Source organism: Streptomyces sp. NPDC050121, from assembly GCF_044460385.1.
Classification (GTDB): domain Bacteria; phylum Actinomycetota; class Actinomycetes; order Streptomycetales; family Streptomycetaceae; genus Streptomyces; species Streptomyces soliscabiei.
In genome coordinates this window covers 488,809-513,845 of the sequence record NZ_JBITJV010000004.1, presented here as the reverse complement: position 1 = coordinate 513,845, position 25,037 = coordinate 488,809, and the positions used below count along the sequence as shown (strand labels likewise).

22 protein-coding genes and 1 pseudogene are annotated in these 25,037 nt (G+C 71.4%); 12 read left to right on the top strand and 11 right to left on the bottom strand.

Translation table 11 applies throughout. The features are described 5' to 3' along the window. Window positions 1–115: 115 nt before the first annotated feature. Entirely contained in the window at window positions 116–532 is a 417-nt protein-coding gene (locus ACIBTS_RS09635) for an ankyrin repeat domain-containing protein (protein WP_399317960.1), read from the top strand. Window positions 533–573: 41 nt separating this feature from the next. Here ACIBTS_RS09635 and ACIBTS_RS09630 read toward each other — a convergent pair whose 3' ends face one another. The 6 genes from ACIBTS_RS09630 to ACIBTS_RS09605 form a co-directional block, all read right to left on the bottom strand. Then, the gene (locus tag ACIBTS_RS09630) at window positions 574–1,209 is read right to left on the bottom strand and encodes an ATP/GTP-binding protein (protein WP_319677754.1); all 636 of its coding nucleotides are present in this window, start codon (window positions 1,207–1,209) and stop codon (window positions 574–576) included. Continuing rightward, the gene (locus ACIBTS_RS09625; protein WP_319677755.1) at window positions 1,196–1,552 is read right to left on the bottom strand and encodes a DUF742 domain-containing protein; all 357 of its coding nucleotides are present in this window, start codon (window positions 1,550–1,552) and stop codon (window positions 1,196–1,198) included. The genes ACIBTS_RS09630 and ACIBTS_RS09625 overlap by 14 nt, the downstream gene beginning before the upstream one ends. A gap of 1 nt (window position 1,553) precedes the next feature. Continuing rightward, window positions 1,554–1,988: a roadblock/LC7 domain-containing protein gene (locus tag ACIBTS_RS09620; protein ID WP_079664699.1), complete on the bottom strand. Its 435-nt coding sequence runs from the start codon at window positions 1,986–1,988 to the stop codon at window positions 1,554–1,556. An 11-nt stretch (window positions 1,989–1,999) separates the two neighbouring features. Then, window positions 2,000–4,660, bottom strand: a complete 2,661-nt coding sequence (locus ACIBTS_RS09615; RefSeq protein WP_399317957.1) for a nitrate- and nitrite sensing domain-containing protein — start codon at window positions 4,658–4,660, stop codon at window positions 2,000–2,002. A gap of 82 nt (window positions 4,661–4,742) precedes the next feature. Then, entirely contained in the window at window positions 4,743–5,756 is a 1,014-nt protein-coding gene (locus ACIBTS_RS09610) for a substrate-binding domain-containing protein (RefSeq protein ID WP_399317956.1), read from the bottom strand. 252 nt (window positions 5,757–6,008) lie between these two features. Beyond that, window positions 6,009–6,818: an SAM-dependent methyltransferase gene (locus tag ACIBTS_RS09605; RefSeq protein ID WP_399317955.1), complete on the bottom strand. Its 810-nt coding sequence runs from the start codon at window positions 6,816–6,818 to the stop codon at window positions 6,009–6,011. 72 nt (window positions 6,819–6,890) lie between these two features. Between ACIBTS_RS09605 and ACIBTS_RS09600 the strand changes: the two genes are divergently transcribed. Then, complete coding sequence (locus ACIBTS_RS09600; RefSeq protein ID WP_399317953.1) at window positions 6,891–7,031, top strand: hypothetical protein; 141 nt, start codon at window positions 6,891–6,893, stop codon at window positions 7,029–7,031. Window positions 7,032–7,230: 199 nt separating this feature from the next. Continuing rightward, window positions 7,231–7,461, top strand: coding sequence for a Sec-independent protein translocase subunit TatA (gene tatA / locus ACIBTS_RS09595; protein ID WP_399317978.1), 231 nt, complete (start codon window positions 7,231–7,233; stop codon window positions 7,459–7,461). Between the two features lie 122 nt (window positions 7,462–7,583). Here the strand turns inward: tatA and ACIBTS_RS09590 are convergent, their stop codons facing one another. From ACIBTS_RS09590 to ACIBTS_RS09580, 3 genes are all read right to left on the bottom strand, one after another. Next, complete coding sequence (locus ACIBTS_RS09590) at window positions 7,584–8,582, bottom strand: sporulation protein (RefSeq protein ID WP_319673291.1); 999 nt, start codon at window positions 8,580–8,582, stop codon at window positions 7,584–7,586. 315 nt (window positions 8,583–8,897) lie between these two features. Further along, complete coding sequence (locus ACIBTS_RS09585) at window positions 8,898–9,359, bottom strand: DUF6114 domain-containing protein (protein ID WP_399317951.1); 462 nt, start codon at window positions 9,357–9,359, stop codon at window positions 8,898–8,900. Continuing rightward, on the bottom strand, window positions 9,359–10,024 hold the full coding sequence (locus ACIBTS_RS09580) for a DUF6230 family protein (RefSeq protein WP_319673313.1): 666 nt from the start codon (window positions 10,022–10,024) through the stop codon (window positions 9,359–9,361). The genes ACIBTS_RS09585 and ACIBTS_RS09580 overlap by 1 nt, the downstream gene beginning before the upstream one ends. Before the next feature lie 699 nt (window positions 10,025–10,723). Between ACIBTS_RS09580 and ACIBTS_RS09575 the strand changes: the two genes are divergently transcribed. After that, the gene (locus ACIBTS_RS09575) at window positions 10,724–11,365 is read left to right on the top strand and encodes a Tat pathway signal sequence domain protein (RefSeq protein ID WP_319673293.1); all 642 of its coding nucleotides are present in this window, start codon (window positions 10,724–10,726) and stop codon (window positions 11,363–11,365) included. Between the two features lie 90 nt (window positions 11,366–11,455). On the opposite strand, the gene ACIBTS_RS09570 is transcribed toward ACIBTS_RS09575, so the two are convergent. Beyond that, entirely contained in the window at window positions 11,456–12,400 is a 945-nt protein-coding gene (locus ACIBTS_RS09570) for a lytic polysaccharide monooxygenase (RefSeq protein WP_399317948.1), read from the bottom strand. Window positions 12,401–12,811: 411 nt separating this feature from the next. On the opposite strand from ACIBTS_RS09570, the gene ACIBTS_RS09565 reads away from it, so the two are divergent. The 8 genes and pseudogenes from ACIBTS_RS09565 (at window position 12,812) to ACIBTS_RS09530 (ending at window position 23,260) form a co-directional block, all read left to right on the top strand. Further along, entirely contained in the window at window positions 12,812–14,620 is a 1,809-nt protein-coding gene (locus ACIBTS_RS09565) for a S8 family peptidase (RefSeq protein WP_399317946.1), read from the top strand. 407 nt (window positions 14,621–15,027) lie between these two features. Next, the gene (locus ACIBTS_RS09560; protein ID WP_319673296.1) at window positions 15,028–15,678 is read left to right on the top strand and encodes a ScbR family autoregulator-binding transcription factor; all 651 of its coding nucleotides are present in this window, start codon (window positions 15,028–15,030) and stop codon (window positions 15,676–15,678) included. Window positions 15,679–15,819: 141 nt separating this feature from the next. Further along, a complete protein-coding gene (locus tag ACIBTS_RS09555; protein ID WP_399317944.1) occupies window positions 15,820–17,082 on the top strand; it encodes a damage-control phosphatase ARMT1 family protein in 1,263 nt (420 codons plus the stop codon). A 237-nt stretch (window positions 17,083–17,319) separates the two neighbouring features. After that, window positions 17,320–19,527 (top strand): germacradienol/geosmin synthase Cyc2, encoded by a 2,208-nt coding sequence (cyc2, locus tag ACIBTS_RS09550; RefSeq protein WP_399317941.1) that lies wholly within the window; start codon window positions 17,320–17,322, stop codon window positions 19,525–19,527. Between the two features lie 91 nt (window positions 19,528–19,618). Further along, window positions 19,619–20,227 (top strand): PDZ domain-containing protein, encoded by a 609-nt coding sequence (locus tag ACIBTS_RS09545; protein ID WP_399317939.1) that lies wholly within the window; start codon window positions 19,619–19,621, stop codon window positions 20,225–20,227. A gap of 57 nt (window positions 20,228–20,284) precedes the next feature. Beyond that, window positions 20,285–20,948, top strand: a pseudogene (locus ACIBTS_RS09540) (LysE family translocator). Between the two features lie 155 nt (window positions 20,949–21,103). Next, complete coding sequence (locus ACIBTS_RS09535; RefSeq protein ID WP_399317937.1) at window positions 21,104–22,231, top strand: M24 family metallopeptidase; 1,128 nt, start codon at window positions 21,104–21,106, stop codon at window positions 22,229–22,231. A 51-nt stretch (window positions 22,232–22,282) separates the two neighbouring features. After that, on the top strand, window positions 22,283–23,260 hold the full coding sequence (locus ACIBTS_RS09530) for an aminoglycoside phosphotransferase family protein (protein WP_319673302.1): 978 nt from the start codon (window positions 22,283–22,285) through the stop codon (window positions 23,258–23,260). A gap of 6 nt (window positions 23,261–23,266) precedes the next feature. On the opposite strand, the gene treZ is transcribed toward ACIBTS_RS09530, so the two are convergent. Further along, on the bottom strand, window positions 23,267–25,012 hold the full coding sequence (gene treZ, locus ACIBTS_RS09525; RefSeq protein ID WP_399317936.1) for a malto-oligosyltrehalose trehalohydrolase: 1,746 nt from the start codon (window positions 25,010–25,012) through the stop codon (window positions 23,267–23,269). Between the last annotated feature and the right edge of the window lie 25 nt (window positions 25,013–25,037).

Sequence of the window (25,037 nt, the reverse complement as noted above, 5' to 3'; positions counted from 1 at the left end):
TCGCACGCTCCCCCACTCTCGGCTTCGCTCGAGCGGGGGGACCCCCATGACGCCGCCGGGCCTGCCCTTCGGGCAGACGACGCTACTTTCGAAACACGCCCTAGTGTTGGCGACCGTGAACAGGAGACGGCAGAAGAAACTGACGAGGCGTCTGGTTGCAGCGGCGACGGTCGGGCAGAGGGCTCAGGTCGACCGACTGCTCCGGGCCGGCGCCGACCCGGCGGTGGCCAACGCCGACGGGACGACGCCGTTGTACGCGGCCAGCGTTCACGGCGCCGCCGACACGGCTCGTAGGCTGCTGGAGGCCGGTGCGCCGGCCGACGCCGAGAGCGCTGGACCCGGTGCCGAGGGAACACCCCTGTGCGCGGCGGCCTGTTGGGGGCACACCGAGACGGTCCGCATCCTGCTGGCCCACGGCGCCGACCCCAACCTCCGCGAGGACCACGGCACCGGATTGGCGCCCCTGGAGTGGGCGAGCGCCGGACCCCACCCGGAGACCGTTGACGTACTGCGCGTCGCGGGAGCCCACTGACGGCGTTTCCGGGGTCGCGGTCACCGGTCCGCGGGCCGGAATCAGTGCATCGGGCTCGGCCGGAGTTCGGCCTCGTCGGCGTCCTCGATCAGGCGGTCGATCAGGGCGATCAGGACGTCTCGGCACGACTCCCGTTCCCGCGCGTCGCACAACAGGACCGGGACGTGTTGCGGCAACGCCAGGGAATCCCTGATCTCGTCCGTCGCATAGGGATGCAACCCGTGGAAACCGTTTACGGCAACGACGAAGGGGATGCCCCGGCGCTCGAAGAAGTCGATCGCGGCGAAGCTGGACTCCGGCCTGCGCACGTCGATGAGGACCACCGCCCCCAGGGCGCCGATCGCCAGGTCGTTCCACATGAACCAGAACCGCTGCTGGCCCGGCGTACCGAAGAGGTACAGCACCAGGTCGGCGCCGATGGTGATCCGCCCGAAGTCGAGGGCCACGGTGGTGGACCGCTTCTCCTCGATGCCCTTCAGGTCGTCGACCTCCAGCCCCGCGACGGTCAGCGGTTCCTCCGTGCGCAGCGGCGCGATCTCACTCACCGCCCCGACCATGGTGGTCTTGCCGACGCCGAAACCGCCCGCGATGAGGATCTTCACCGCGTCGGGCGCCGCGGCCGACCCGGCGGCGGAGGTGGTGAGAGTGGTGGGAGTGGTGGGATCAGATCCGGCCAAGGCCGTCCCTCACTTTCTGCAGCAGGTCCAAGTCCCGGGCGCCGGTGACGGGACGAGGCGGACGGGCGGTGATCAGGCCCGCCTCCAGCAGGTCGCAGAGCATGATGACGACCACGCTGACCGGCAGGTCGAGGTGGGCCGCGAGCTCCGCCACGGCGACCGGCCGGGCGCACAGCCGCAGAATCCGGGCGTGTTCGGGCTGCGGGCGGGCGGCCGGCTCGGGTGGCGGGTCGACCGCGGTCACCGTCGTGATGAGCGTGAAGTCGGCGCGGCTGGGCCGGGTCCGCCCGCCGGTGAGGGTGAACGGTCTGACGAGCCGGCCCGCTTCGTCGCCTACGCTCACCTCACCCGCCGTTGGTGCGGACGGCGGGACCGACGTGGGCCCGCGGCGCCGCGCTGAGGTGCTCGCCGATCTTCTTCACCAGCATGTTCATCTGGTACGCGACCACGCCGACGTCCGCGTTCTTCCCGGCCAGCACGACGAGATGGGCGCCCGGGCCGGCCGAGGTGAGGATCAGATAGGTGTGGGCCATCTCGATGAGCGCCTGACGCACCGGGCCGCCGCGGAAGTCCATGCTGACGCCCTTGCTGAGGCTCATCAGACCGGACGCGGTCGCCGCCAGCCGCTCGGCGTCCTCCCGCAGGAAACCGGTGGACTTGCTGACCACCAGCCCGTCCTCGGAGAGCACGACGGCCTGGTTCACATCGGCGACCCGGTCCACGAGCCCGGTGAGCAGCTGGTCGAGTTGGGTGTTCGTGGCGGGGACGGAGTGTGTCATCGCGGTGTCCTTCATGAGCGGTCGGTGGGCGGTGTCGGGGTCTGGGCGGTGCCTGCGGCGACCGGCGGTCCGGGGGCGGCCTCCTCGGCGGACGTCTCCTGCAAGCCCGACAGCGGGGCGTCGAAGCCTGGGCCGGAGCTGGAGCTGGAGCCTGAGCTGGAGTTGAAGCTGGAGTTGGAGTTGGAGTTGGAGTCGGGGCCGGAGCTGGAGTCGGCTTCGGTATCGGTGTCCGTGTCGGCCTGGGCCCGCAGCGTGCCGCGCTGGAATCCGGCGAGGGAAGAGGCGGCTCGCTCCGCGGTGAAGTCGTCCGGGAAACCGTCTTCCTCGACGGACGCGGCGGCGGCCGCCGCGGAGTCCTCGCGCAGCTCGGTGACGAGGCTGGTTTGCGGCACTCGGCGGGGCAGCGGGGCGAGGCCTGCGAGGCGGGCGGTCTCCTGCGGGGCCCGGACCGTCGCCGTCGCCGCCCCGCGAGAAGGGTCCACCGAGTTCGACGTCCTGCGCCTCGAGAGCGGCGAGTGGCCCGCCGGCGACACATCGTCCTCCGGCGCCGCACCGTCCGACGGGGACGGGGACGGGGACGGGGACGGAGGCGAGTCCGGCGTCCGGTGGGGGGTGTCTTGCGCCACGAGGGACGACCGGTCCCGCTCGGGGCCGGAAGCGCTGGGCTCCCGCTCCCGACTGGACGTGGGCCGGTCCGGGGCGGCCACCGCACCGCCTGTCTCCGGCGTTTCGGAGCCGAGGGCCTCGCGGACCACGATGTCGTGCGGGACCAGGACGATGGCGGTGGTGCCGCCGTACGGCGAAGAGCGCAGGGTCACGGCGATGCCGTGCCGGGTCGCGAGCCGGGCGATCACGAACATGCCCAGCCGCAGGTCATCGGCGAGCGCCACCACGTCGAACTGCGGAGGGACCGCCAACTGCGCGTTGAACGAGGCGTAGTCCTCCTCGGACATGCCGAGTCCACGGTCCTCGACCTCGATCGCCAGGCCCTTGGCCACCAGAGCGGCCCGTACCCCGACCGGACCGGGCGCCGGCGAGTAGGAGGTCGCGTTGTCGATGAGCTCGGCAAGAAGATGGATCACGTCGGCCACGGCGGGCGGCGCGATGCACACCTCCTCCTCGGTGTGCACCTCCACCCGCCGGTACTCGGCCACCTCCCCGACGGCGCTGCGCAGGATGTCGATCAGCGCCACCGGCTCCGACCAACTGCGTCCCGGCCGACCGCCGCTGATGATGACGAGGTTCTCCTCGTAGCGGCGCAACTGGCTGGCCGTGGAGTCCAGTTCGTACAGACCGGCCAGGATGTCGGGGTCCTGGTGACGCCGTTCCAGGGCGTCGAGCTTGCTGAGCTGGAGGTTGACCAGGTTCTGGCTCTGCCGGGCGATGCCGAGGATGACCTTCTGGAAACCGCGCCGGGTGTCGGCGAGTTCGACCGCGGTGTGCACGGCGGTGCGCTGTGCCGTGTTGAACGCCTTGGCCACCTCACCGAGTTCGTCGTCGCCGTAGTCCAGCGGCGGGGTCGCCGAGTCCACGTCGACGGTCTCCCCCCGGTCCAGCCGGGTCACCACGTCCGGGAGCCGTTCGTGCGCCAGGCTCAGCGTGGCCTCCCGCAGCCCGCGCAGCCGCCTGGACAGCGAGCGGGTGATCCGCCAGGACATGCCGACGCACACCAACAGGGCGACGAGACCGCCGGCGCTCAGCGAGGCGGCCTTGATGAGCAGCCCGCGCGATTCGTCCGCGCTGTTCTGCAGCAGTGTGGTGGTCTGTCGCTGGATGAGTGCCTGGTACTGGTCGGAGACGTCGATGAGTGCGGCACGCCACTGCTTCTGCACGTCCGGCAACGCGATGTCACCGTTTTCGCCCGGTTTCGCCCGGGCCGCGAGCACCTTGTCCTCGATGACCTGCAGGGTCTGCCACTGGAAGCTCGTCAGGATCTTCTCGGTCTGCACCTTCGCGGCGCCGGTGAGCGAGGGGACGATCTGGTCCTGCACGAGCCAGCGCCGCGTGTTCACCAGCTGCGCGAACTCGGCCCAGGTCTTCTCGTCCATCCGCTTCTTCGGCCCGGCCAGGGTGAGCTGCAGATCCTCGTCGGAGACCAGTTCCGCCGCGTGCTCCAGGGCGACGAGTGGGCCGGCCTGCGAGGTGAGGTCGCCGTCGTCGACCTGGGAGAGCTCCTGGAAGGCGTGGATCTGGTCGTCGATGATCGAGGTGTACTGGTCCAGCGCCTGCGCGGCGGTGATGTCGGTGGGAGCGTCCACCTGGCCCCGGTAGTACTCCAGGCTGCTCACGGAGGCGACGACCGAGTACAACCGGTCCCTGACACGAGCGGGCGCCCGCTGGATGTCGTCCCGTCGGGCGGTCAGCTTGGCGGCCGCCGCGTCCGTCTGCTTGCGCTGTGCGTCCAGCGCGGCCCGGGAACCGGCCGGCGAGGCCAGCCACACGGCCGACAGACTGCGTTCCCGCTGCAGTGAGAGCGTCGCCTCGGTGCCCATGGCGCCGGTCGCCCGGCTCAGTTCGGTCTGCGCGCGCAGGCGCAGGCCCTCCGTGAACATCTGGGTCGTCGTCACACCCCACATGGCGGCGAGGGTGACGCTGGGCACCAGCGCCAGGAGAATCAGGGAGAGACGTATGGAGCCGAGACGGCGGCGCCGGGCACCTGTCCGTGGAGACATAGTCGTCCTAGAGCGATCAACGGGGCAGGGGGATACGAAGAGGAGACGGAGGAAACGGTGGGGAAACGCGAGAGCTGCCAGGTCAGCGGGTTCCGGCGGAGGCGAAGCGGGTGACGTCGGCGACGTTGGTCTTGGTGACGAAGGCCGGGCCCGTCAGCACAGGGGCCACACCGCCGCCGCTGACGTTGCCGTTGGTCTTGTAGAGCCAGAGCGCGTCCACGGCCAGGTATCCCTGGAGATACGGCTGTTGGTCCACCGCGAACTGCACACTGCCGTCACGGACGGCCGTGACCAGGTCCTTGTTGAGGTCGAATGTGGCGACCTTGGCCTTGCTGTCCGCCTTCTCGGCCGCCTGCACCGCGGCGAGCGCGAACTGCGCGCCGTTGGCGATGACTTCGTCGATGTCGGGGTTCTGCTGGAGACGTGTCGTCACGGCGGCGGTCACCGCGTCCATGTCCGTTCCGTCGACGTAAAGCATCTCCGTCTCGCCGGTGAACGTCTTCTTCACGCCGGCGCAGCGCGCCTCCAAGGCGATGTTGCCCCGCTCGTGGATGACGCAGAGGGTGTGTTTCGCGCCGAGGGCGTCGAGCTTGTCGCCGACGGCACGGCCCGCGACGCTCTCGTCCTGGCCGAAGTACTCCAGCAGTCCCACCGAACGCCAGGCGTTGATACCGGAGTTGAGGCCGACCACGGGTATGCCGGCCGCCTTGGCCGCGGTCACGGGGCTCTTCATGGCCTGCGGCTTGGCCAGCGTCACCGCGATGCCGTCGACGCGGTCGGCGATCGCGTCCCGCATCAGCTCGGCCTGTCCGGCGCCGTCGGAGTCGCTGGCGTAGGTCAGGTCGACGCCGTCCTTGGCGGCCGCCGCCTCTGCGCCCTTGCGTACCAGTTCCCAGAAGGCGTCGCTCTTGGCGCCGTGGGTGACCAGGGCGAGCTTGATCCGGTTGCCCGAGTGGCCCGCCGCGTCCGCGTCCGAGCCGGACGAGGTGACGCCGGAGCAGCCGGCCAGGAGAAGACAGCAGGCCGCGGCCAGGACGACGAGGCGCACGGATCTGGGGGACCCCGAAGACGGGGGAGCGGGGAGGGGAGTGTTCATGGGGGGCTGCACCTCGCTGTGCGGCAGAGCAGGAGGACCGGGCGAGCGGCGCCGGAGCGAGGGCGTGTGCCCCGGCAGAGGACTTTCGTTGGCTCGGAGCCAACCGTGTGTGACCGGTGGTAGTCAAGTGAGCAACCACATGGGGTGAGATGCCGCTGCCGCATTGTGATCTACGACGTGGACGACAGCGCTGGGGAGAGCATGTCCGCAGGTGAGTTGACTGTTCGTCAATCCTGAGTGGCCGTGGCGGGCTCAGGGTTTGCGCGCCACCGCCCCGTACATCGCGATGTCCTCGTCACGCTCCACCTCGGTGCCGATGCCGTCGGGGCGCCACCGGTGGACCTGGACGATGCCGGGGTCCACGAGGTCGAGGCCCGTGAAGAACTCCGCCGCCTCCGCGCGGGTGCGCAACCGCATCGGCATGCCACGGGCCGCGTACTCGCGGGCGACCCGGCCGACTTCCGCGGGCGCGAAGTCCGCGGTGCCGATGGACATCGCCAGATGACTGCCCGGCGGCAGCGGGTCGAGAAGACGGCGGACGATGCCGACGGCGTCGTCCTCGTCGAGCAGGAAGTGGACGATCGCGATCACCATGAGGGCGACGGGGCGGCTCGGGTCCAGTGCCGTACGGAACTCGGGCGCGCCGAGAATGCCCGCCGGATCGCGCAGGTCGGCCTCCAGGTAGGCCGTGCGGCCCTCGGGCGTGCCGCCCATCAGGTTGCGCGACAGGCCGAGAACGAGCGGGTCGTTGTCGACATACACCACCCGGGCGTCCGGGGCCGCCGCCTGGACGATCTCGTGAAGGTTGGGCGAGGTGGGGATGCCGCTGCCGATGTCGAGGAACTGGCGTATCCCCGCCTCCCGTGCGAGGTGGCGCACGGCGCGGTTCATGAAGTCGCGGTTGGCGCGCATGTGCACGGGGAGCGCGGGCCACTCCCGGACCATCGTGTCGCCGGCCTCGCGGTCCGCCGGGAAGTGGTCCTTGCCGCCGATGAGGTAGTCGTAGATGCGCGCGGAGTGTGCCGTCCCGGTGTCGATGGCGTCGTTCTCGTCGCTGTCCATGCGATCAACCTCCCACTGCCGACAACGTGGTGAGAGGCGAAGTGCCAATTCTTCACCCTCGGCGGCCCGAGAGTGGACGACCCCGACGTGGTCGACGTCGTGCGCCTCGCCGTGGGCCGCCTCGCCGACCGGGCCGAGGGTGCGGGATCCGACGCCGGCGGGGCGACCACGTCCGGCGCCGGGGTGGCGGCCGCCCGCCTCCGTGGACTCTGACTCCCCGGTCCACGCGCACGCCGCGTCCCCGGCCCGCCGCTGCCGCCGAGTCCGATCGGCGCTCGGCCCGGTATGACGCCGCCGCCGACAGCGTTCTACATCCTGCTCACCGCCGTCCTCGCCCCGTACGCCCTGGCGTCGCACACGGGTTGTAAAGTTGCGCAACGTAGCAACCATGGCTGATGGAGAGGTCGCGAGCATGCTCCGCAACGGACTGGAACCCTGGCACCTACTGATCGTGGTGCTCGTCGTCATCGTGGTGTTCGGCTCGAAGAAGCTGCCGGACACGGCGCGAGCGTTCGGCAAGTCGATGCGGATCCTCAAGAGCGAGGCCAAGGCGATGAAGGACGAGGGCGCTCCCGAGCACGCCACGGCGAACCCGTCGCAGCCCGCGACCGCCCCGGTGGAGCCCGCGGCCACGGCACGCTGACTCTCTCGCCGACTCGCCCCTTGCCGAGTCGCCTCTCGCCCCACGCCCCTGGTGGAGCCTGACGGCAGGTTTCGGGCGTCGAGGACTGGAGCGGCCGTCCACCCCAGTCCTCGCCGTCCGCGTCAGTCCTCGCCACCCTCCTCGTCCGCGTCCGCTTCGTCGTCCTCTCCCTCGAAGAAGTCGCCGATCTCGTCGACCACTTCGGCCGCCACCATCCCGCCGACGACCCCAACGGCCAGGCCGGCCGCGCCCGCGGCGACCGCCGTACCCACACCGGGGCCGGAGCCGTGTTCCGTGCGGTGGTCGGTGTGCGGCGCGGAGTGGACGTATGCCTGCGCGCCGTACGCCTCGCGGTGTTCGGTCAGTCGGCGGATCCAGCCGTCGACCTCGCTGTTCCAGTCGAGGACGGGGACGTCGTCGTGGCGCACCGTGAAGCGGCTCAGCGCGTCATGGCCGGGGGTGAGCGGGCCGCCGCGCTTGTCGGCCTCCAGCACGACCTCCAGGTCGGACGGGGTGGCGAGGAAGGTCAGCTCGATCTCGGTCACCGCGTGCGCGTACCGCGGGGCGGGGGTGAGCTCGATCTCCTGGTAGAACGGCAGCCGTTGCCCCGTGCCGCCGATGCGGCCGTACTCCAGGTCGGCGGAGCGGAAGCCGAACCCGAGCTGCCCGAGTGCTTCGAGGACCGCCTCCTGCACGGGCAGCGGACGGACGGTGAGCGGATCGAGGTCGCCCCGGTCACGGGCGCCGGCCACGGCGAGTTCGGTGCGAACCCCCAGAACGACGCCCAGCGGCTGTCCGTACAGCTCGGTGACCGGCGTCTCCCAGGGCACCATGACCGTGAACGGCACGCTGCGCTCCTCGTCCTCGCCGAGCCGAAAGCCGCCGCCGACGACATACCGCTCGAAGACGACGGCGCCCTCGCTCTCGCCCTCCTCGTGCTCCGCCTCGACGCGCGCGATCAACTCCAGGCCGATCTCCTCGATCTCCACGGCCGCACCGCCGCCCCGCAGGCGGACCTGCCCCGACAGCGCCCCGCCGGGCAGCACCGCCCCGCCGTCGAGCACCGTGTCCACCGAGGGGCCGCCTACGCCGATCGCCCCGAGCAGCCGTTTGAACACCATGCCGGTGTCGCTCCTTCATCTCGAACCCATTGCAGTGATCGTCCGCAGAACTCCCCGCGACGGCAAACAAGTTCCCAAGTCACCTGTTCGGATGACGAGCGGCGGGGGGCGCGAAAGAGAGACAGGAGAGGTGAGGAAGAGAAGAGACGAAGGAGAGGCGGGCGGGAGAGAGGGGGGCGACGAGACCGGCGGGGCCGGGAGTGGCCCGCTGTGCGCAGGTACTCCCGGCCCCGCCGGTGAAGTGCTGAAGTGGCGTACGGACGTAGGACGTGTGTCCTGTCCGGACGCGGGTCGGTCCGCGAGCGGCGCCGTGTGTCAGGCGGGCTTCCCCGCCCCGGGCAGGGGGTTGCCCTGCCGGATGGTCTCGGCCGCCCGGTCGGCCTGGGTCTCCTTGCGTTGCTTGCGGCGGCTCTGGCGCGGCTCCTGGTCGGGCACCCACCCGAAGGCCAGGCAACTGCCCACGGCGCCGAACAGCAGGCCGACGACGAAGCCGCCGATGTTGGAGGTGAGCCAGGTGCCCAGGGAGAGCATGATGGCGATGATCGAGTAGAACAGCCGCTGAGTCGGGTTGAAGAGGATCAGCAGGCCGCAGAGGATCATGAGGGTCGGCAGGAGGTAACCCGCCAGGCCCTGCATGCCGACATGCAGGATGACCGGAAGCGGTGCCTTCATGGTCACCAGGATCTCGGCGCCGCCCAGGACGAGCAGCACGCCGCCTGCGAAGGGCCGGTGGCCTCTCCACCCGCGGAAGCGGTCCCGCCACTGGGTGAAGGTCATTACTTGCAGCCCTCGCTCGAGAAGCTCATCTTCAGACCGGGAAGTTTGAAGACGGCGGCGGTGGCCGCGTAGTTGTGCTGGTACAGGTTCTTGATGACGACCGTGTCGGCCTGCTGACCGTAGACACCCGCGGGGCCCTGGATCGGGACCTTGTCGAAGGTGCTGGAGTCACGGCCGATCTCGATGTTGTTGAACTCGGCGTCGCCCGTGATCTGGTCGGAGTCGATCGCCAGGTTCTTCACGCTCACCGGGTTGGACCCGCCGCCGGCCCTGAGGACGAGCTGGATGCCGCCGAGGTCGACGCTCTGGCACATATTGGTGATCTTGCCGTTCTTCACGACCGAGGTGACGACCAGGACCTGGCCGCCGGTGTCCCCCTGGTTGGGGCTGTTCTCGATCATGTTGTCCAGTCCGCCGAACTGCGCGAACCCTTCGCCGTCGAGCCTGTCGGCGGTGACCACGAACGGCATGCCGGAGATGGCGAACTGCACGCCCAGAGCGCCCTGCGCGGTGAGGACCGCGAGCCCTGCGGCGACGAAGGTGGCGGGCACCGCCATCACGGCGGCCCGGCGCAGCCGGACCCGGCCACGTCTCTCTGCGGAACCGCTTTCGGGGTTCTCGGGTGTGTTGTCTGCGGACGACGTGACGTCCGGGGACGAGGCCATGTCTGCTCCCATGCGCTAAGTCATGCGGGTCGGGCTTCAGTGGCACGTTGCCCTGGCGCGGACAGCGGCTGCCGTGCACCCGTCCTCGCGACTCCCGGAAATCGCAAGGGCTTTCTGGTTACGCGGCAGTAGCCACCCTGGAAGTTACCGATGGTTACATCAGCGGGTCAAGGGAGATGTGGAAAAAGAGTGTTCATTATGTACCGCCTGTGGATCACTCGTTGTCCCGGCCTTCGCATTTATCTGTTGGATCATCAACTTCCGTGCTGAGCCTTGACGTTGACTGATCCTCAGGTCTACAACTCTCCCTGGCTGAGCCCGGATCCGTGGCGCCGGATCCGTAGTGCGGCGGACATCGTCCGCACTCCCGGACTCTTTTCAGCCAGTACGGGCCCTCGGTCCCGAGCTCGTCCCTTCACGGCACCGGCACGGCCGCTTCCCCCTGCGGGCCGCGACCGGTCGCCCCTTCCGCCCGGCCCGGCCGGAGCACTCGCCAGTGCCTCCGGCCGGTCACCGGCCGGCTGCCGTTGCCGGTCCGTCACGTACGGAGAAGGCGTCACGGGCCGGCAACGGCGGACGCCGACCCGCGTCCCCCCATGTTGCTCGAAAGGCAACGCGCCGGTTCACCTCGCACACCCCTACTCTCCCGAACCCCCCAACTCCCCCGAAAAAAGCCCCACTTGAGAAAGAGGCACTCGCATGCGCACCCGCTCCCGCTCCCTCCTCGCCCTCGCTGGAACTGTCGCCGCCCTCTCCCTGACGGCAGTCACCCCGGCCTCCGCGGCCGGTGCGGTGCTGACGACCGCGAACGGCGACGTCGCCGTCGGTGACGTCCTCAACGCGTCGCTGGCCAGCGGCACCGCCGCCACGCTGTACTCCAGCGCGACCGGCACCAGCGGCGTCTCCTGTGGCACGTCCGCGTTCAGCGCCACCGTCACCGACAACCCGACGGCGCCCGGTACCGCCACCGAGTCGCTGACCGCGCACTCCTTCAACAACTGCACCGCGAACGTGGTCGGCGTGCTCGGCGTCACCAGCGTCACGGTCAACAACCTGCCGTACACCGCCAGCGTGGGGTCGAACGGCACCATCACCGTGACCCCGGCGAGCGGCTCCACCATCCAGACCACGGTCGTGCTGCGCACACTGCTGGGCAGCATCAACTGCGTCTACCAGGCCGCCAGCCTGACCGGCACGACGAGCAACACCGACAACAGCATCAACTTCACCAGCCAGCAGTTCACCAAGTCGTCCGGCTCGTCGCTCTGCTTCGCCAACGGCTACTTCACCGCGAAGTACGCCCCGGTGACCGACGGATCCTCGGCCGTCACCGTCAACTGACTCATCACCGCCCCAGCGATGGAGCGGCTGCGTCCGCGCACGTAGGCGGCCGGCGCACGGACGGACAACCTGACGCCGTCCGTACGCCGGTCAGCGCCGACGCACGCGTACCACCAGGGCGGCGCCGCCGGTGAGCACCAACACCGCCGCGGCGCCGCCCGCCAGCATGGGCGCGGACGGCCCGGAGCCCGGCGCGCTGTCGGCCGCCACCGGGGTGCTCTGAGGAGTGGCCACGGCGGCCTGCGCGCCCGCGGCGTCGGGCGCCGCAGACGCCGACGGGCTGCCGGACACCGTGGTCGCCCGGCTCGGCGTCGGACTCGCGGTGGGCTTCGGCGTGGCCGCGGCGGGCGCCTCGGTCGTCGCGCCGCTCTCCGGCTTGTTCTGTGAAACCGCTTCCGAGAACACCACGTCCGAGCACGAGTAGTACGTGTCGGGCGTGCTGGTGTTCTGCCAGATGGTGTAGAGCATCTGACGTCCGCTTCGATCGGCGGGCAGCTTCGCCGTGAGGTGGTAGGCGCCGTCCGTCAGCGCCGGATCCTTGACCTCGGCGAACGGACGCTCCGGAAGATCGGACCAGGTAAGCGGTTTCGACGGGTCGTATCCAGGCTTCGTCAGATACAGCTTGAACGTGCCGGTGTGCGCGATCGTCGACGCATACGTCATCCGCAGCGTCCCGCCCGGCGCCAGCCGGGTCGACGGCCAGTCGGCGCGAGCGAGGTCCAGGCCCTTGTACGCCGCCAGACCGCCGCTGCACAACTGCCCGTCGGGGATGGTCTGTCGGTCGCGACCGTTCACGTTCGCGACCCGCAGGTTGTCCCAGGCGGCGAAGGACGTGCCGTTCGCGTCGACGGCCGCGCGGCAGGCCGCGGTCCTCGCGTCGGCGCCGCCCTCGGGGGAGCAGGCGTACACCCGGCTGACCGGATCCGTGGGGGCGCCGTGCGCCTGGGCCGGTCCGGCGGCCCACAGGCCCAGCAGGAGCGGGCTCACGGTGGCGACCGCCAGTGCTGCGGTGCGGTGTGCGGTGGTGCGGGGCATCGGGGACGTCTCCTCGGCCGGCGCGGGAACGGACTGTCCTCAGTACGGAAAACCGGCCCGGCGCGTTCAGTGCGCACACCTGCGTCCCTTGCACCGCGCAGGGGGACCGGCCGCGGATCTGCCGCCGATCGGCCGGGAAGTGAACGGTGGATCAAAACGGGCGATGTCTGACCGGTTGTGCCCGTCGAGGGTGGGTTTCCGGCCGGATCGAGGGTTTCCCCTGTATCGGCATGACTGATCCTTTGCCTATCGTTCCACCACAGCCGACCCACAGGTAACCCCGGCGGGGTCGGCGCCCGCGCCTTGGCCGGCCTTACGCGCTGCTCTTCGATGCACCCCCCGCCGCTTCGACGCCGAAGCGAATCGACCGCTGCTCCACGCTGCCCGGAGCCGGCCCCGAAAGGCACGCCCATGCGCACGTCCCCCGCCCTGAGACGGAAACTGATATCCGCCGCCGCGCTCTCCGCGGCCCTGCTCACCGCCGCCTCCACCGCCTCGGCCGTCGCCGCCCAGGAAACCGTTTCCCCGGGTTCCGCCGTTCCCGTCGCCCAGACCGAGGCCGCGCCCGGCACCCCGGCCGAGCGCCTCATCGTCGGCTACAAGTCCGGCGCCGCCGAGGCCAGGTCCAACCCGGCCGCGGAGGCCGACGCCGCCGCCAAGGGCAAGGAGACCGGCGAGGACGTCGACTTCCAGCGCCGGCTCGGCACCGGCGCCGCCCTGGTCGACCTGGGTGACGACCTCACGAAGGCGGACGTCGCCGACGTCGTCGCCCAGTACCAGGCCGACCCCCAGGTCGCCTACGTCGTCCCGGACCGGCTGAACAAGCCGAAGGCCGACCCCAACGACACCGAGTACGCCAAGCAGTGGGACCTCTTCGAGTCCACCGCCGGCATGAACGTGCCGGGTGCCTGGGCCACTTCGACCGGCACCGGCGTCACGGTCGCCGTCATCGACACCGGTTACGTCGCGCATTCCGACCTCGCCGCGAACATCGTCGGCGGTTACGACTTCATCGCCGACACCGCGGTCTCCGTCGACGGCGACGGCCGCGACAGCAACCCGGCCGACCCCGGCGACTACTACGCCGCCAACGAGTGCGGCTCCGGCATCCCGGCCGGCAACTCCTCCTGGCACGGCACCCACGTCGCCGGCACCATCGCCGCGGTCACGAACAACAACAAGGGCGTCGCGGGCATCGCGTACGGCGCGAAGATCTCGCCGGTCCGGGTCCTCGGCAAGTGCGGCGGTTACGACTCCGACATCATCGACGCCATCACCTGGGCGTCCGGCGGATCCGTTTCCGGTGTTCCCGCCAACTCCAACGTCGCCAAGGTCATCAACATGAGCCTGGGCGGCGACGGGGCGTGCACCTCGGCGACCCAGAGCGCGATCACCGCCGCCGTGAACCGCGGCACGACCGTCGTCGTCGCCGCCGGCAACGAGAACGACAACGTCGCGAACCACTCGCCGGGCAACTGCAACAACGTCATCTCGGTCGCGGCGACCAACCGCACCGGCGCCAAGGCGTCCTACTCCAACTACGGTTCCCTCGTGGACATCTCGGCGCCCGGCGGCCAGACCAGCACCGGCACCGCGAACGGCATCCTGTCCACCCTGAACTCCGGCACCAAGACGCCGTCCAGCGAGTCGTACGCCTACTACCAGGGCACCAGCATGGCCACCCCGCACATCGCGGGCCTGGTCGCGCTGATGAAGTCGGCGAACTCCTCGCTGACCCCGGCGCAGATCGAGACGGCCATCAAGAACAACGCCCGTGCCCTGCCCGGTTCCTGCTCCGGCGGCTGCGGCGCGGGCCTCGCGGACGCGGCCAGGACGGTGCAGGCGGTGAGCGGCTCCGGCGGCTCCACGGGGGGCACCACCTTCTCCAACACCACCGCGGTCGCCATCCCGGACAACGGTTCCGCGATCGAGTCCTCCATCGCCGTCAGCGGCCGCACCGGCAACGCGCCGAGCGCCCTGCAGGTCGGCGTCGACATCACCCACACCTACCGAGGCGACCTGGTGATCGACCTGGTGGCCCCCGACGGAACCGCCTACCGGCTGAAGGCGGCCAGCTCCTCCGACTCCGCGGACAACGTCAGCACCACCTACTCGGTGAACGCGTCCGGCGAAACCGCCAACGGCACCTGGAAGCTGCGCGTCCAGGACACGGCCGCGCAGGACACAGGCACCCTCAACAGCTGGAAGCTGACCTTCTGAGCGGACTCCTGAACAGTCGCCGCGTGCGATGAACGGGCGGGCCGGCCGGTGTGGATGGACACCGGCCGGCCCGCCTTACGTCTGTTTCAAGGACCGTTCGCCGGGCACGTCAGCGTTCAGTGGCACGTGTCACCACATCTCTCCAGGGCCTCACCGTTCGGCGGTTGCGTGCAGAAACCGCGCACCCCGTCTTTTTCTGTGGTCACTTCGACTATGCCCGAGGTACGTTTGTCATGGGAGGCTGCCGCTCGGCGAGCCCGTGATCCACGGGCAAGTCGGGGGATCGCAGGGGGAGTCGGCGGTCTTCGCAGGCATGGTCAGCACCCTCGTACGGTGAGCTATTGTGTACGCGGGGTAAGAAAAAACGGCATGACCCGTTCTTTACCGGCCCGGGAGAGTACCAGTCGATGGCGAGGCAGTTACGCGCCGAACAGACCCGCACGACGATCATCACGGCCGCCGCCGACCTGTTCGACCGGCATGGCTACGAGTCGACAAGCCTCAGTGACATCGTTGAGCACGCCCATGTCACCAAGGGCGCCCTCTACTTCCACTTCGCGGCGAAGGAGGACCTGGCCCACGCCATCATGGAGTTGCAGTCCCAGGCCGCACGCCGGGTCGCCGGTGAGATCGACGACCGGGGCTACTGCTCCCTCGAAGCGCTGATACGCCTGACGTTCGGGCTGACGCGGCTGTCGGTCGAGGGTCCGATCGCCCGGGCGGGCCTGCGGCTCGCCACCGGGGGAGTGGCGGTACGGCCGCCCCTGCCGCATCCCTTCGCAGAGTTGCTGGACCTGATCTCCCGGCGGCTCGGCGCCGCGGTCAAGGAGTCCGACATCCACCCGGACGTCGACGTCGACGCCGTGGCCCACTCCCTCGTCTGCTTCTTCGTGGGCACCCGAGTGGTCGGCCGCTCCCGCGAACCCGCGGGGCGACTCCCCCGCCGGATGGCCGAGATGTGGCACGTCCTCATCCGAGGCCTGGTACCCGTACCGCGCCGACCCCGCTATCTGAGCCTCGCGGCACGGCTGGAGCGGGAGATCATGGCGGCGGTGTGAGGGCAGGCAACGCACGGCGCCGGAGCGTGCGACCGGGGGCGCCGAGAGGGTTGCCCCCGGTGGGCCGGTGGCCGCGCAGTGCGTGCGGGTGCGGGTGCGCGTGCGGCCGTCGCCGGGTGGCCCCGCGATACGGTGATCGGCATGCCCGACATCCCCGCCCCGCCTGTGATCCTCGGCAACGAGCCCGGCTCGTTCCCTCACAGCGTCCTGGCCGAACGGCATCCGGCGATCATCCGGCAGGTGCGGGACGCGTTCCCCTACGGTCCTGAGGTCCACCAGGGTCTCGACGCGCTGCTGGCCAGCTGCACCAAGGGCGTGATCGAACCGCTCCCCGACGACGCGCACGACCGGGACCGGTGGCGGACCTGGGGTCTCGACGCGTACGCCGGCCGCTCCTGGTTCGATGTGCCCTGGCTGTGGTCGGAAAGCTACTTCTACCGTCAACTCCTCGGCACAGTGGGCTATTTCGGCCCCGGTACCTGGCAGGGCATCGACCCCTTCCGTCCCTTCAAGCTCGCCGAGCTCGACGCGCCCGAGACCGGCGAGGAACTCGACGTGCTCGACACCCTCGCCGGCCGCCCGGTCGAGGAGCGGTCCCGGGCTCTCCTGCACGGCTCCCTCTGGGGCAACCGCGCCGACCTCGGCTTCCGGCTGTCCGACGCCGAGGCCGAGGATCGGGAGGCCGTACCGGGACTGGTCGCCGACGACAGCGAGACACTGTGGGCCCTGCTGCCGGGAGCGGAGTCGGAGTCGGAGCCGGCGGTGAACGGGGACGCGGAGTCGAGGACGGGTCCCGGTACCCATACCCGTACCGACGCCGCTACCCCTGTCCGCACCCTGTGCCTGGTCGCCGACAACGCGGGTCGTGAGCTGATCCCCGATCTCCTCCTGGCGGCGCACCTGCTCGCCCACCGGCGCTGCGACCGGGTGGTTCTGCACGTCAAGCCGTACCCGTACTATGTCTCGGACGCCACGACGGCCGATGTCGTCGACGCGCTGCGGAAGCTGACGGGAGCGCGGGGAGCGGCCGCCGACCACGGACGGCGTCTGTGGGCGGCCATGGCGGACGGCAGTCTGGCGGTCCGCGCCCACCCGTTCTCCGCGGCCCCGCTGCCGTACGCGGACATGCCGGACGACCTGCGGGCCGAGTTCGCGACGGCCACCCTGACGATCGTGAAGGGCGACCTCAACTACCGCCGTCTGGTGGGCGACAGCCGCTGGGCCCCGACCACCCCTTTCGCCGACGTCACCGCCTATTTCCCCGGCCCGGTCGCGGCCTTGCGCACGTTGAAGTCCGAGGTGATCACAGGCCTGGACGCCGACACCGAGGCAGCCTTGGTCGCCGCCGAGGGGCAACGCTGGCGCACCGGCGGAACGCATGCGCTGATCCAGTTGCGCGAGTGAGGACACCGCGCTGCACCAGGGCATGGTCGAACTCCTGGACGCACGCGGCAGGATCGCCACCCGCAGCCTGCCCGACTTCCTGGCACAGCGCACCGGGATCGGGCAGGTGGTGCGGGGGACCCGCTGACGGGAGCGCCCGCTCTCCAACGGTTCACCACTTCCCGCCCGATTCACGCGATGGTGTGATCATGTGCCGCCCGGAGGATGGCGGTTCGGACCCCCGGGTAGGGCCCGGCCATGACGCAACCGTTCGAACTCCCGCACTTCTACATGCCGCATCCCGCGCGCCTGAACCCGCACGTCGACCAGGCGCGCGCCCACTCGACGCAGTGGGCGCGCGACATGGGCATGCTGGAGGGGTCCGGGATCTGGGAGCAGGCCGACCTGGAGGCGCACGACTACGGCCTGCTCTGCGCCTACACCCACCCCGACTGTGACGGTCCCGCGCTGTCGTTGATCACCGACTGGTATGTGTGGGTGTTCTTCTTCGACGACCACTTCCTCGACATGTTCAAGCGCACCCCCGACCGCGCCGCCGGCAAGGCCCACCTGGACCGGCTGCCGCTGTTCATGCCGCTGGATCTGTCGACGCCCGTGCCCGAGCCGCGCAACCCGGTCGAGGCGGGACTGAAGGACCTGTGGGCGCGCACCGTGCCGGCCATGTCCGAGGACTGGCGCCGCCGGTTCGCCGTGGCGACGGAGCATCTGCTCAACGAGTCGATGTGGGAGCTGTCCAACATCGACGAGGGGCGGATCGCCAACCCCGTCGAGTACATCGAGATGCGCCGCAAGGTGGGCGGTGCGCCCTGGTCGGCGGGGCTCGTGGAGTACGCGGCCGCCGAAGTGCCCGGCGCCGTCGCCGGGTCACGGCCGCTCAGGGTGCTGATGGAGACCTTCTCCGACGCCGTGCACCTGCGCAACGACCTGTTCTCCTACCAGCGCGAGGTCGAGGACGAGGGCGAGAACAGCAACGGGGTGCTCGTCCTGGAGAAGTTCTTCGGCTGCACCACCCAGGAGGCCGCCGACACCGTCAACGACATCCTCACCTCCCGCCTCCACCAGTTCGAGCACACCGCCTTCACCGAAGTGCCGGCGCTCGCCCTGGACAAGGGCCTCACGCCCGAGGAGGTCCTCGCGGTCGCCGCCTACGCCAAGGGCTTGCAGGACTGGCAGTCGGGCGGCCATGAATGGCACCTGCGCTCCAGCCGCTACATGAACAAGGGCGCCAGGTCCGAGGCGCCCTGGCAGCGGCTGACGGGCCCCGGCACCTCCGCCGCCGACGTCGGCGCGCTGCTCGCCTCGGCCGCCGCCATGGGGGCACCTCCCACGCCTTTCGGGCAGTGGGGGAGACTGCGCGCGTACGCGCACGTGCCGTTCCAGAAGGTCGGCCCGTCCCTGCTGCCCGACTTCCGCATGCCGTTCCAGGTCGAGCTCAGCCCGCATCTTCAGGCGTGCCGTCCGCGCCTGACCGCCTGGACGCACCGCATGGGCATGCTGCAGGAGGGCGTCTGGGACGAGGACAAGCTCGCCGCCTACGACCTCCCCCTGTGCTCGGCCGGCCTCGACCCGGACGCCACGCCCGAGGCCCTCGACCTCAGCGCCCAGTGGCTCGCCTGGGGCACCTACGGCGACGACTACTACCCGCTGGTCTTCGGCGGCCGCCGCGACCTGGCCGCCGCCCGAATCACCACGGCCCGGCTGTCGGCCTGCATGCCCGTCGACGGCGCGCAGACGCCCGTCGTCCCCGCAGGCGGCATGGAACGCGGCCTGATCGACCTGTGGGCGCGCACCGCGGCCGACATGACCCCCGACCAGCGGCGCACCCTGCGCGACGCGGTCGACGCCATGACCGAGAGCTGGGTGTGGGAGCTGTCCAACCAGCTCCAGAACCGCGTCCCCGACCCGGTCGACTACCTGGAGATGCGCCGCGCCACCTTCGGCTCCGACCTCACCCTGAGCCTGTGCCGCATGGGCCAGAGCCCCGCCCTCCCGCCGGAGGTCTACCGCAGCGGCGTCGTGCGCGCGCTGGAGAACGCCGCCGCGGACTACGCATGCCTCACCAACGACGTCTTCTCGTACCAGAAGGAGATCGAGTACGAGGGCGAGATGCACAACGCGATCCTCGTCGTGCAGAACTTCTTCGGCTGCGACTACCCGACCGCGCTGGGCATCGTCCACGACCTGATGACGCAGCGCATGCAGCAGTTCGAGCACATCATCGCGCACGACCTGCCCGTTCTCTGCGACGACTTCGACCTCTCGCCCGAGGCCCGCGAGGCCATCGGGGAGTACGTCGCCGACCTGCAGAACTGGCTGTCGGGGATCCTGCACTGGCACCGCGAGGTCGACCGTTACAAGTCCGCGTACCTGGCCCGCCGCACCCACGGCTTCCTGCCGGACCTCGCGCCGGCCGTGCCACCCGCCGCCCGCCTGTCGATCTCCTGACCCTGTTGCGGCCGCTGCGTGGGTCAGTCTCACTCGTTCGTGGCTCGTGGTGCGCCGTTGCGCCGGGTAGAGCACCTGCCGGAGGCGATCCATGGAACAGACAGCGTTGCGTCCCAAGCCCATGCCGGGGCAGGAGCCGGGCGGCGGCGCCGGGCAGGACGACAGGGGCCGGCGTCCGCACGCCGCGCGCCGCCGCGGCCGCCGGCTGACGACCCTGCTTCTCGGCCTGTCCGCCGGCACCGTCCTGGTCCTGTCCGGCATCGGACTCGGCACCGTGGGGGCGACCGTGATCGGCATGAGCAGACTGGCCGAACTGCAAGGGCAGGGCATGCCGGGCGCCGGGACCGCCCCGGGCCGCGGCGGCCCTCCCGCACCGTCCGGGGCGTCGGGGGCTTCCGGGGCCGCCGAGTCGGCCACCGCCTCACCGCGCCCCGCCGAGGCCACGCTGGGGCTGGAGGTCGTGGACGCCGAGAAAGCGGGCGCCAAGGTCGTCGCCGTCCACATTCCCGGCCCCGGCTACACGGCGGGCCTGGTCCGCGGCGACGTCCTGCTGACCTTCGGCAGCACCAGGATCGACTCGGCGACCGACCTCGCCCGGGCGGTCGACGAGGCCCGGCCGGGCCGGGCGGTGAAACTGACCGTGCGCCACGCAGGCGGCGGCTACCAGCAGCTGACGGCGATCCCCGGCGTCGTCACCTGAGACGGCCCGGAAGCAAACCACTGGCCCCCGCGGCCCCGGCACGCCACCCTGAACGCCATGCTGACCTCACTCCTGGCGTTCTTGGGCGCCTGCACCCTGGTCGCCGCCTCGCCCGGGCCCAGCACCGTGCTGATCGTCAAGCAGTCGCTGCGCAGCCGCCGCTCCGGCTTCCTGACCGTCCTCGGCAACGAGACCGGGGTGTTCGTCTGGGGCGTCGTCGCCGCGTTCGGCCTGAGCGCCCTGCTGACGGCCTCCCAGGTGGCGTACGGCGTGATGCGGGTCGTCGGCGCCGGCGTGCTCGTCTGGCTCGGCGCCCGGGCGCTGTGGCAGGCCCGCCGGACGGGGCAGGGCGCAGAGCGGGGCGACGGCGACTGGGAGGGCGTCGAACAGAGCGGCTGGGCCTCCTACCGGGGCGGACTGCTGCTGAACCTCGCCAACCCCAAGGCGGCCGTGTTCGCCCTGTCCTTCCTGCCGCAGTTCGTACCGAAGGACGCCCCGCATCTGCCGATGGGGGCGCCTCCCCCACGCCCTTAAGGCAGGGGGGGAGGTGGGACTCGCCGCGCTCTGGGCGCTCTACGAGGTCGGCTACTACGGCCTGTACGTGTGGTGCGTGGGCCGGCTCAAGACCGTTCTGTCCCGGGCCGGGGTGCGCCGTCGCCTGGAGCAGGTGTCCGGCGGTGTGCTGCTGCTCCTCGGCCTGCGCATGGCCCTGGACGCCTGATCCGGGCCGCCCACCCGTGCGAATCCCCCGCAACCGGCTCGCGCGACCCCCGCCGTACGGGCAGGATGCTGCCCGTGGTCACCACACCGGTGTCACCACATCCGTCACACATCAGTCGCCACGTTCTTCACCACGTTCTTCATTGGGAGGCCCGGATGACCGGCACCGCCCCCGCGCCCTTCACCGCCGACGACTACCGGGCCCGCATGGAGCGGGCCGCGCGCGAGGCCGCCGACGCCGGACTCGCCGGACTGCTCGTGGCGCCCGGACCCGATCTCGTATGGCTCACCGGCTACGCGCCCACCGCCGCCACCGAACGGCTCACCCTGCTCGTCCTGGCCGCCGGCCGGGACCCCGTCCTCGTCGTGCCGACCCTGGAGGCCCCCGACGCCGCGAAGGCGGCCGGCGCCCCGGCGCTCACCCTGCGGGACTGGACCGACGGCAAGGACCCCTACGCCCTCACCTCGGGCCTCCTCGACACGGGCGGCCGGTTCGGGATCAGCGACAACGCCTGGGCGATGCACCTGCTGGGCCTGCAGAAGACCCTGCCCGCCACCTCCTACGCCTCCCTCACCGAGGCCCTGCCCATGCTGCGCGCCGTCAAGGACGCGGCGGAGCTGGAGCTCATGGCGGCCGCGGGAGCGGCCGCAGACGCAACGTACGAGGAGATCCGGAAGGTTCCCTTCGCCGGACGCCGGGAGACGGAGGTCGGCGCCGACCTCGCCGACCTGCTGCGCCGGTTCGGGCACTCCCAGGTCGACTTCACCATCGTCGCCTCCGGGCCGAACGGCGCCAACCCGCATCACGAGGTCGGCGACCGGGTCATCGAGCGGGGCGACATGGTCGTCCTCGACTTCGGCGGCCTCAAGGACGGCTACGGCTCCGACACCTCCCGCACGGTCCACGTCGGCGAGCCCACCGACGAGGAGCGCCGCGTCCACGACGTCGTGCGCGAGGCCCAGGAGGCGGGCTTTCGCGCGGTCCGGCCCGGCGTCGCCTGCCAGGAGGTCGACCGGGCCGCCCGCGCCGTCATCGCCGACGCCGGTTACGGCGCGTACTTCATCCACCGCACCGGCCACGGCATCGGCGTCACCACCCATGAGCCGCCCTACATGATCGAGGGCGAGGAGCAGCCCCTGGTGCCCGGCATGTGCTTCTCCGTGGAGCCCGGCGTGTACCTGCCGGGCCGGTTCGGGGTACGCATCGAGGACATCGTCACCGTCACCGAGGACGGCGGCCGCCGTCTCAACGACACCACCCGTGAGCTGGTCATAGTGGACTGATCCACCCTCCAGGAGTCCCCGGCACCCACCCCGAACGGCAGCGGCGCGACCATGACCCAGGCACCGACACCCACCGCGGACACCGTCCGCCGACTGGTCCGCGCGCTCCTCGAGGAGGGCGGCGCCCGCGGCGTCGGGCCGGAGGTACGGCCCGTCGCCGAGGGCGGCGCGCACACCACCTGGTGGGTCGGCTCCCGCCATGTGCTGCGCCTCGCCGCCGACCGCGAGGCGGCCCTGCGCCGCCGCCGTGAGCTGCGGCTGCGCGACCTCGTGCGCCCGCACATTCCGGTCGCCGTGCCGACCAGCGTCGCGCACGGCGAGTGGTCACCAGGGCTCGTCTACACCCTCGACACCAGGCTGCCCGGCGGCACGGCCGAGGAGCACGACGTGTCGGCCGTCGGCGAGGCCGACCTCGCCGGACTGCTCAGGGGACTGCGCGAGGTGCCGCCCCGGCAGGCCGAGACGCTCGGCGTGCCGCGGACCGCCCCGCGCTCCCTGGAGGCGCTGCGCCGGATGGCCGTGACCGCCGTCGAACGCCTCGCCCGCGCCGACGAGTTCGACGCCGCCCGCCTCCACCAGCTCACCCCGGCCGGCGCGGCCCAGCTCGCCGCGCAGCCCGCCACCGCCGTGCTCGTCCACCACGCCCTGCGGGGCGAGCACCTCGTGGTGAGCGCCGACGGCCGGGTACGCGGCGTCCTCGACTGGACCGACGCGGTCATCGGGGACCCCGCCGAGGACATCGCCGGTCTCGCGCTCGCCGTCGGCTCCGGCGCCGCCGTCCGCGCGGCCACCCTCGCCGGGTACGGCGCCCGCCCCTGCCTGCGCGGTCTGTGGCTCGCCCGCTGCGACACCGTCGTCCACCTCGCACAGCACCTCGACGCCCACGACACGGGCCCACGCGCCGTCGAGGCGCTCACCCTCCCGCGCACGCGGCTGCGGCGCGCCTGGGAGGCGATCCTGCTGGAACGGGTCACCGAGTTCCGCGAGGACGGGGAGCGCGGCGAGGGCGGAGCGGAGGGGTGGGAGTAGCGGCGCTCACTCCTGCTCCAGGACGACGCACGCCTCCCCTGGCACATGCAACAGGCCGTCAGCACCCGGGGCGGCCACCGGCTCCCATGCGGCGAGGACACGGGCCGGGCGGGGGCCCAGGGGGATCGCGGCCGGCGCCTTGCCGAGGTTGACGGCCACCCGGACGTCGCCGCGCCGGAAGGCCAGCCAGCGCGCCTGCGCGTCATGGGCGACCTTGGTGTCGGCCAGGTCGGGATCGGTGAGGTCGGGCCGCGCGTGCCGCAGCGCGATCAGCTCGCGGTACCAGGCCAGCACGCGCGCGTGCGGCTCGCGCCGCGGCTCGGACCAGTCCAGGCACGAGCGCTCGCGCGTCGCCGGGTCCTGCGGGTCGGGCACGTCTTCCTCGGCCCAGCCGTGCGCCGCGAACTCCCGCCGCCTGCCCCGCCGTACGGCCTCGGCGAGCTCCGGGTCGGTGTGGTCGGTGAAGTACTGCCAGGGGGTCCCCGCCGCCCACTCCTCGCCCATGAACAGCATCGGCGTGAACGGGGCGGTCAGCGTCAGCGCGGCCGCGCACGCCAGCAGGCCCGGGGAGAGGGACGCCGAGAGGCGGTCGCCCTGGGCGCGGTTGCCGATCTGGTCGTGGGTCTGGGCGTACCCGAGGAGCCGGTGCGCGGGCACCCGGGAGCGGTCCAGCGGCCGGCCGTGCCGGCGGCCGCGGAAACCGGAGTACGTGCCGTCGTGGAAGTAGCCGCCGGTGAGGGTCTTGGCGAGCGCGGCGAACGGCTCGCGCGCGAAGTCGCCGTAGTAGCCCTGGGACTCGCCGGTGAGCGCGGTGTGCAGGGCGTGGTGGAAGTCGTCGTTCCACTGGGCGTGCAGGCCGACGCCGCCCTGCCGACGCGGCGTGATCAGCCGCGGGTCGTTGAGGTCGGACTCGGCGATCAGGAACAGCGGCCGGCCCGTCTCCGCCCCGAGGGCGTCCACGGCCGCGGACAGCTCCTCCAGGAAGGGGTACGCGCGCGTGTCCGCGAGCGCGTGCACCGCGTCCAGGCGCAGCCCGTCGAGCCGGTAGTCGCGCAGCCAGGCCAGCGCGCTGCCCAGCAGATAGGCGCGCACCTCGTCCGAGCCGGGCGCGTCCAGGTTGACGGCCGTGCCCCACGGCGTGTGGTGCGTGTCGGTGAAGTACGGGCCGAACTCGGGCAGATGGTTGCCGGACGGGCCCAGATGGTTGTGCACCACGTCCAGGACGACGCCCAGCCCGAGCTCGTGGGCCCGGTCGACGAACCGCTTCAGCGCCTCGGGACCGCCGTACGGCTCGTGCACCGCCCACGGCGACACCCCGTCGTACCCCCAGCCGTGCCGGCCCGGGAAGGAGCACAGCGGCATCAACTCCACGTGGGTGACCCCGAGTTCGGTGAGGTGCTCCAGGCGTTCGGCGGCCGCGTCCAGGGTGCCGGCGGGGGTGTACGTGCCCACGTGCAGCTCGTACAGGACCGCACCCGGCAGCGGCCGCCCGGACCACGGCGTACGCCACGCGTAGCGGCCGTGGTCGACGACCGCGCTCAACCCCTCGGGGCCGTCCGGCTGGCGGCGCGAGCGCGGGTCGGGGCGCACGGGGCCGTCGTCCACCGCGAAGCCGTAGCGCGTGCCGTCCGCGGCCTGCGCCTCACCGGTCCACCACCCCGCCCGCCCCGGATCGCGCTCCAACGCGCGCGTGGCGCCGTCGCACCGGAGCGTCACACGGTCGGCCTGCGGTGCCCACACCTCGAACTGCACGGACGGTCCCCTTCGTCTGCTCACC

Coding starts and splice junctions, on each gene's coding strand:
- ACIBTS_RS09620 (WP_079664699.1), bottom strand. CDS start 1,988: ATGACACACTCCGTCCCCGCCACGAACACCCAACTCGACCAGCTGCTC.
- ACIBTS_RS09615 (WP_399317957.1), bottom strand. CDS start 4,660: ATGTCTCCACGGACAGGTGCCCGGCGCCGCCGTCTCGGCTCCATACGT.
- ACIBTS_RS09610 (WP_399317956.1), bottom strand. CDS start 5,756: ATGAACACTCCCCTCCCCGCTCCCCCGTCTTCGGGGTCCCCCAGATCC.
- ACIBTS_RS09605 (WP_399317955.1), bottom strand. CDS start 6,818: ATGGACAGCGACGAGAACGACGCCATCGACACCGGGACGGCACACTCC.
- tatA (WP_399317978.1), top strand. CDS start 7,231: ATGCTCCGCAACGGACTGGAACCCTGGCACCTACTGATCGTGGTGCTC.
- ACIBTS_RS09590 (WP_319673291.1), bottom strand. CDS start 8,582: ATGGTGTTCAAACGGCTGCTCGGGGCGATCGGCGTAGGCGGCCCCTCG.
- ACIBTS_RS09585 (WP_399317951.1), bottom strand. CDS start 9,359: ATGACCTTCACCCAGTGGCGGGACCGCTTCCGCGGGTGGAGAGGCCAC.
- ACIBTS_RS09580 (WP_319673313.1), bottom strand. CDS start 10,024: ATGGCCTCGTCCCCGGACGTCACGTCGTCCGCAGACAACACACCCGAG.
- ACIBTS_RS09575 (WP_319673293.1), top strand. CDS start 10,724: ATGCGCACCCGCTCCCGCTCCCTCCTCGCCCTCGCTGGAACTGTCGCC.
- ACIBTS_RS09570 (WP_399317948.1), bottom strand. CDS start 12,400: ATGCCCCGCACCACCGCACACCGCACCGCAGCACTGGCGGTCGCCACC.
- ACIBTS_RS09565 (WP_399317946.1), top strand. CDS start 12,812: ATGCGCACGTCCCCCGCCCTGAGACGGAAACTGATATCCGCCGCCGCG.
- ACIBTS_RS09560 (WP_319673296.1), top strand. CDS start 15,028: ATGGCGAGGCAGTTACGCGCCGAACAGACCCGCACGACGATCATCACG.
- ACIBTS_RS09555 (WP_399317944.1), top strand. CDS start 15,820: ATGCCCGACATCCCCGCCCCGCCTGTGATCCTCGGCAACGAGCCCGGC.
- cyc2 (WP_399317941.1), top strand. CDS start 17,320: ATGACGCAACCGTTCGAACTCCCGCACTTCTACATGCCGCATCCCGCG.
- ACIBTS_RS09545 (WP_399317939.1), top strand. CDS start 19,619: ATGGAACAGACAGCGTTGCGTCCCAAGCCCATGCCGGGGCAGGAGCCG.
- ACIBTS_RS09535 (WP_399317937.1), top strand. CDS start 21,104: ATGACCGGCACCGCCCCCGCGCCCTTCACCGCCGACGACTACCGGGCC.
- ACIBTS_RS09530 (WP_319673302.1), top strand. CDS start 22,283: ATGACCCAGGCACCGACACCCACCGCGGACACCGTCCGCCGACTGGTC.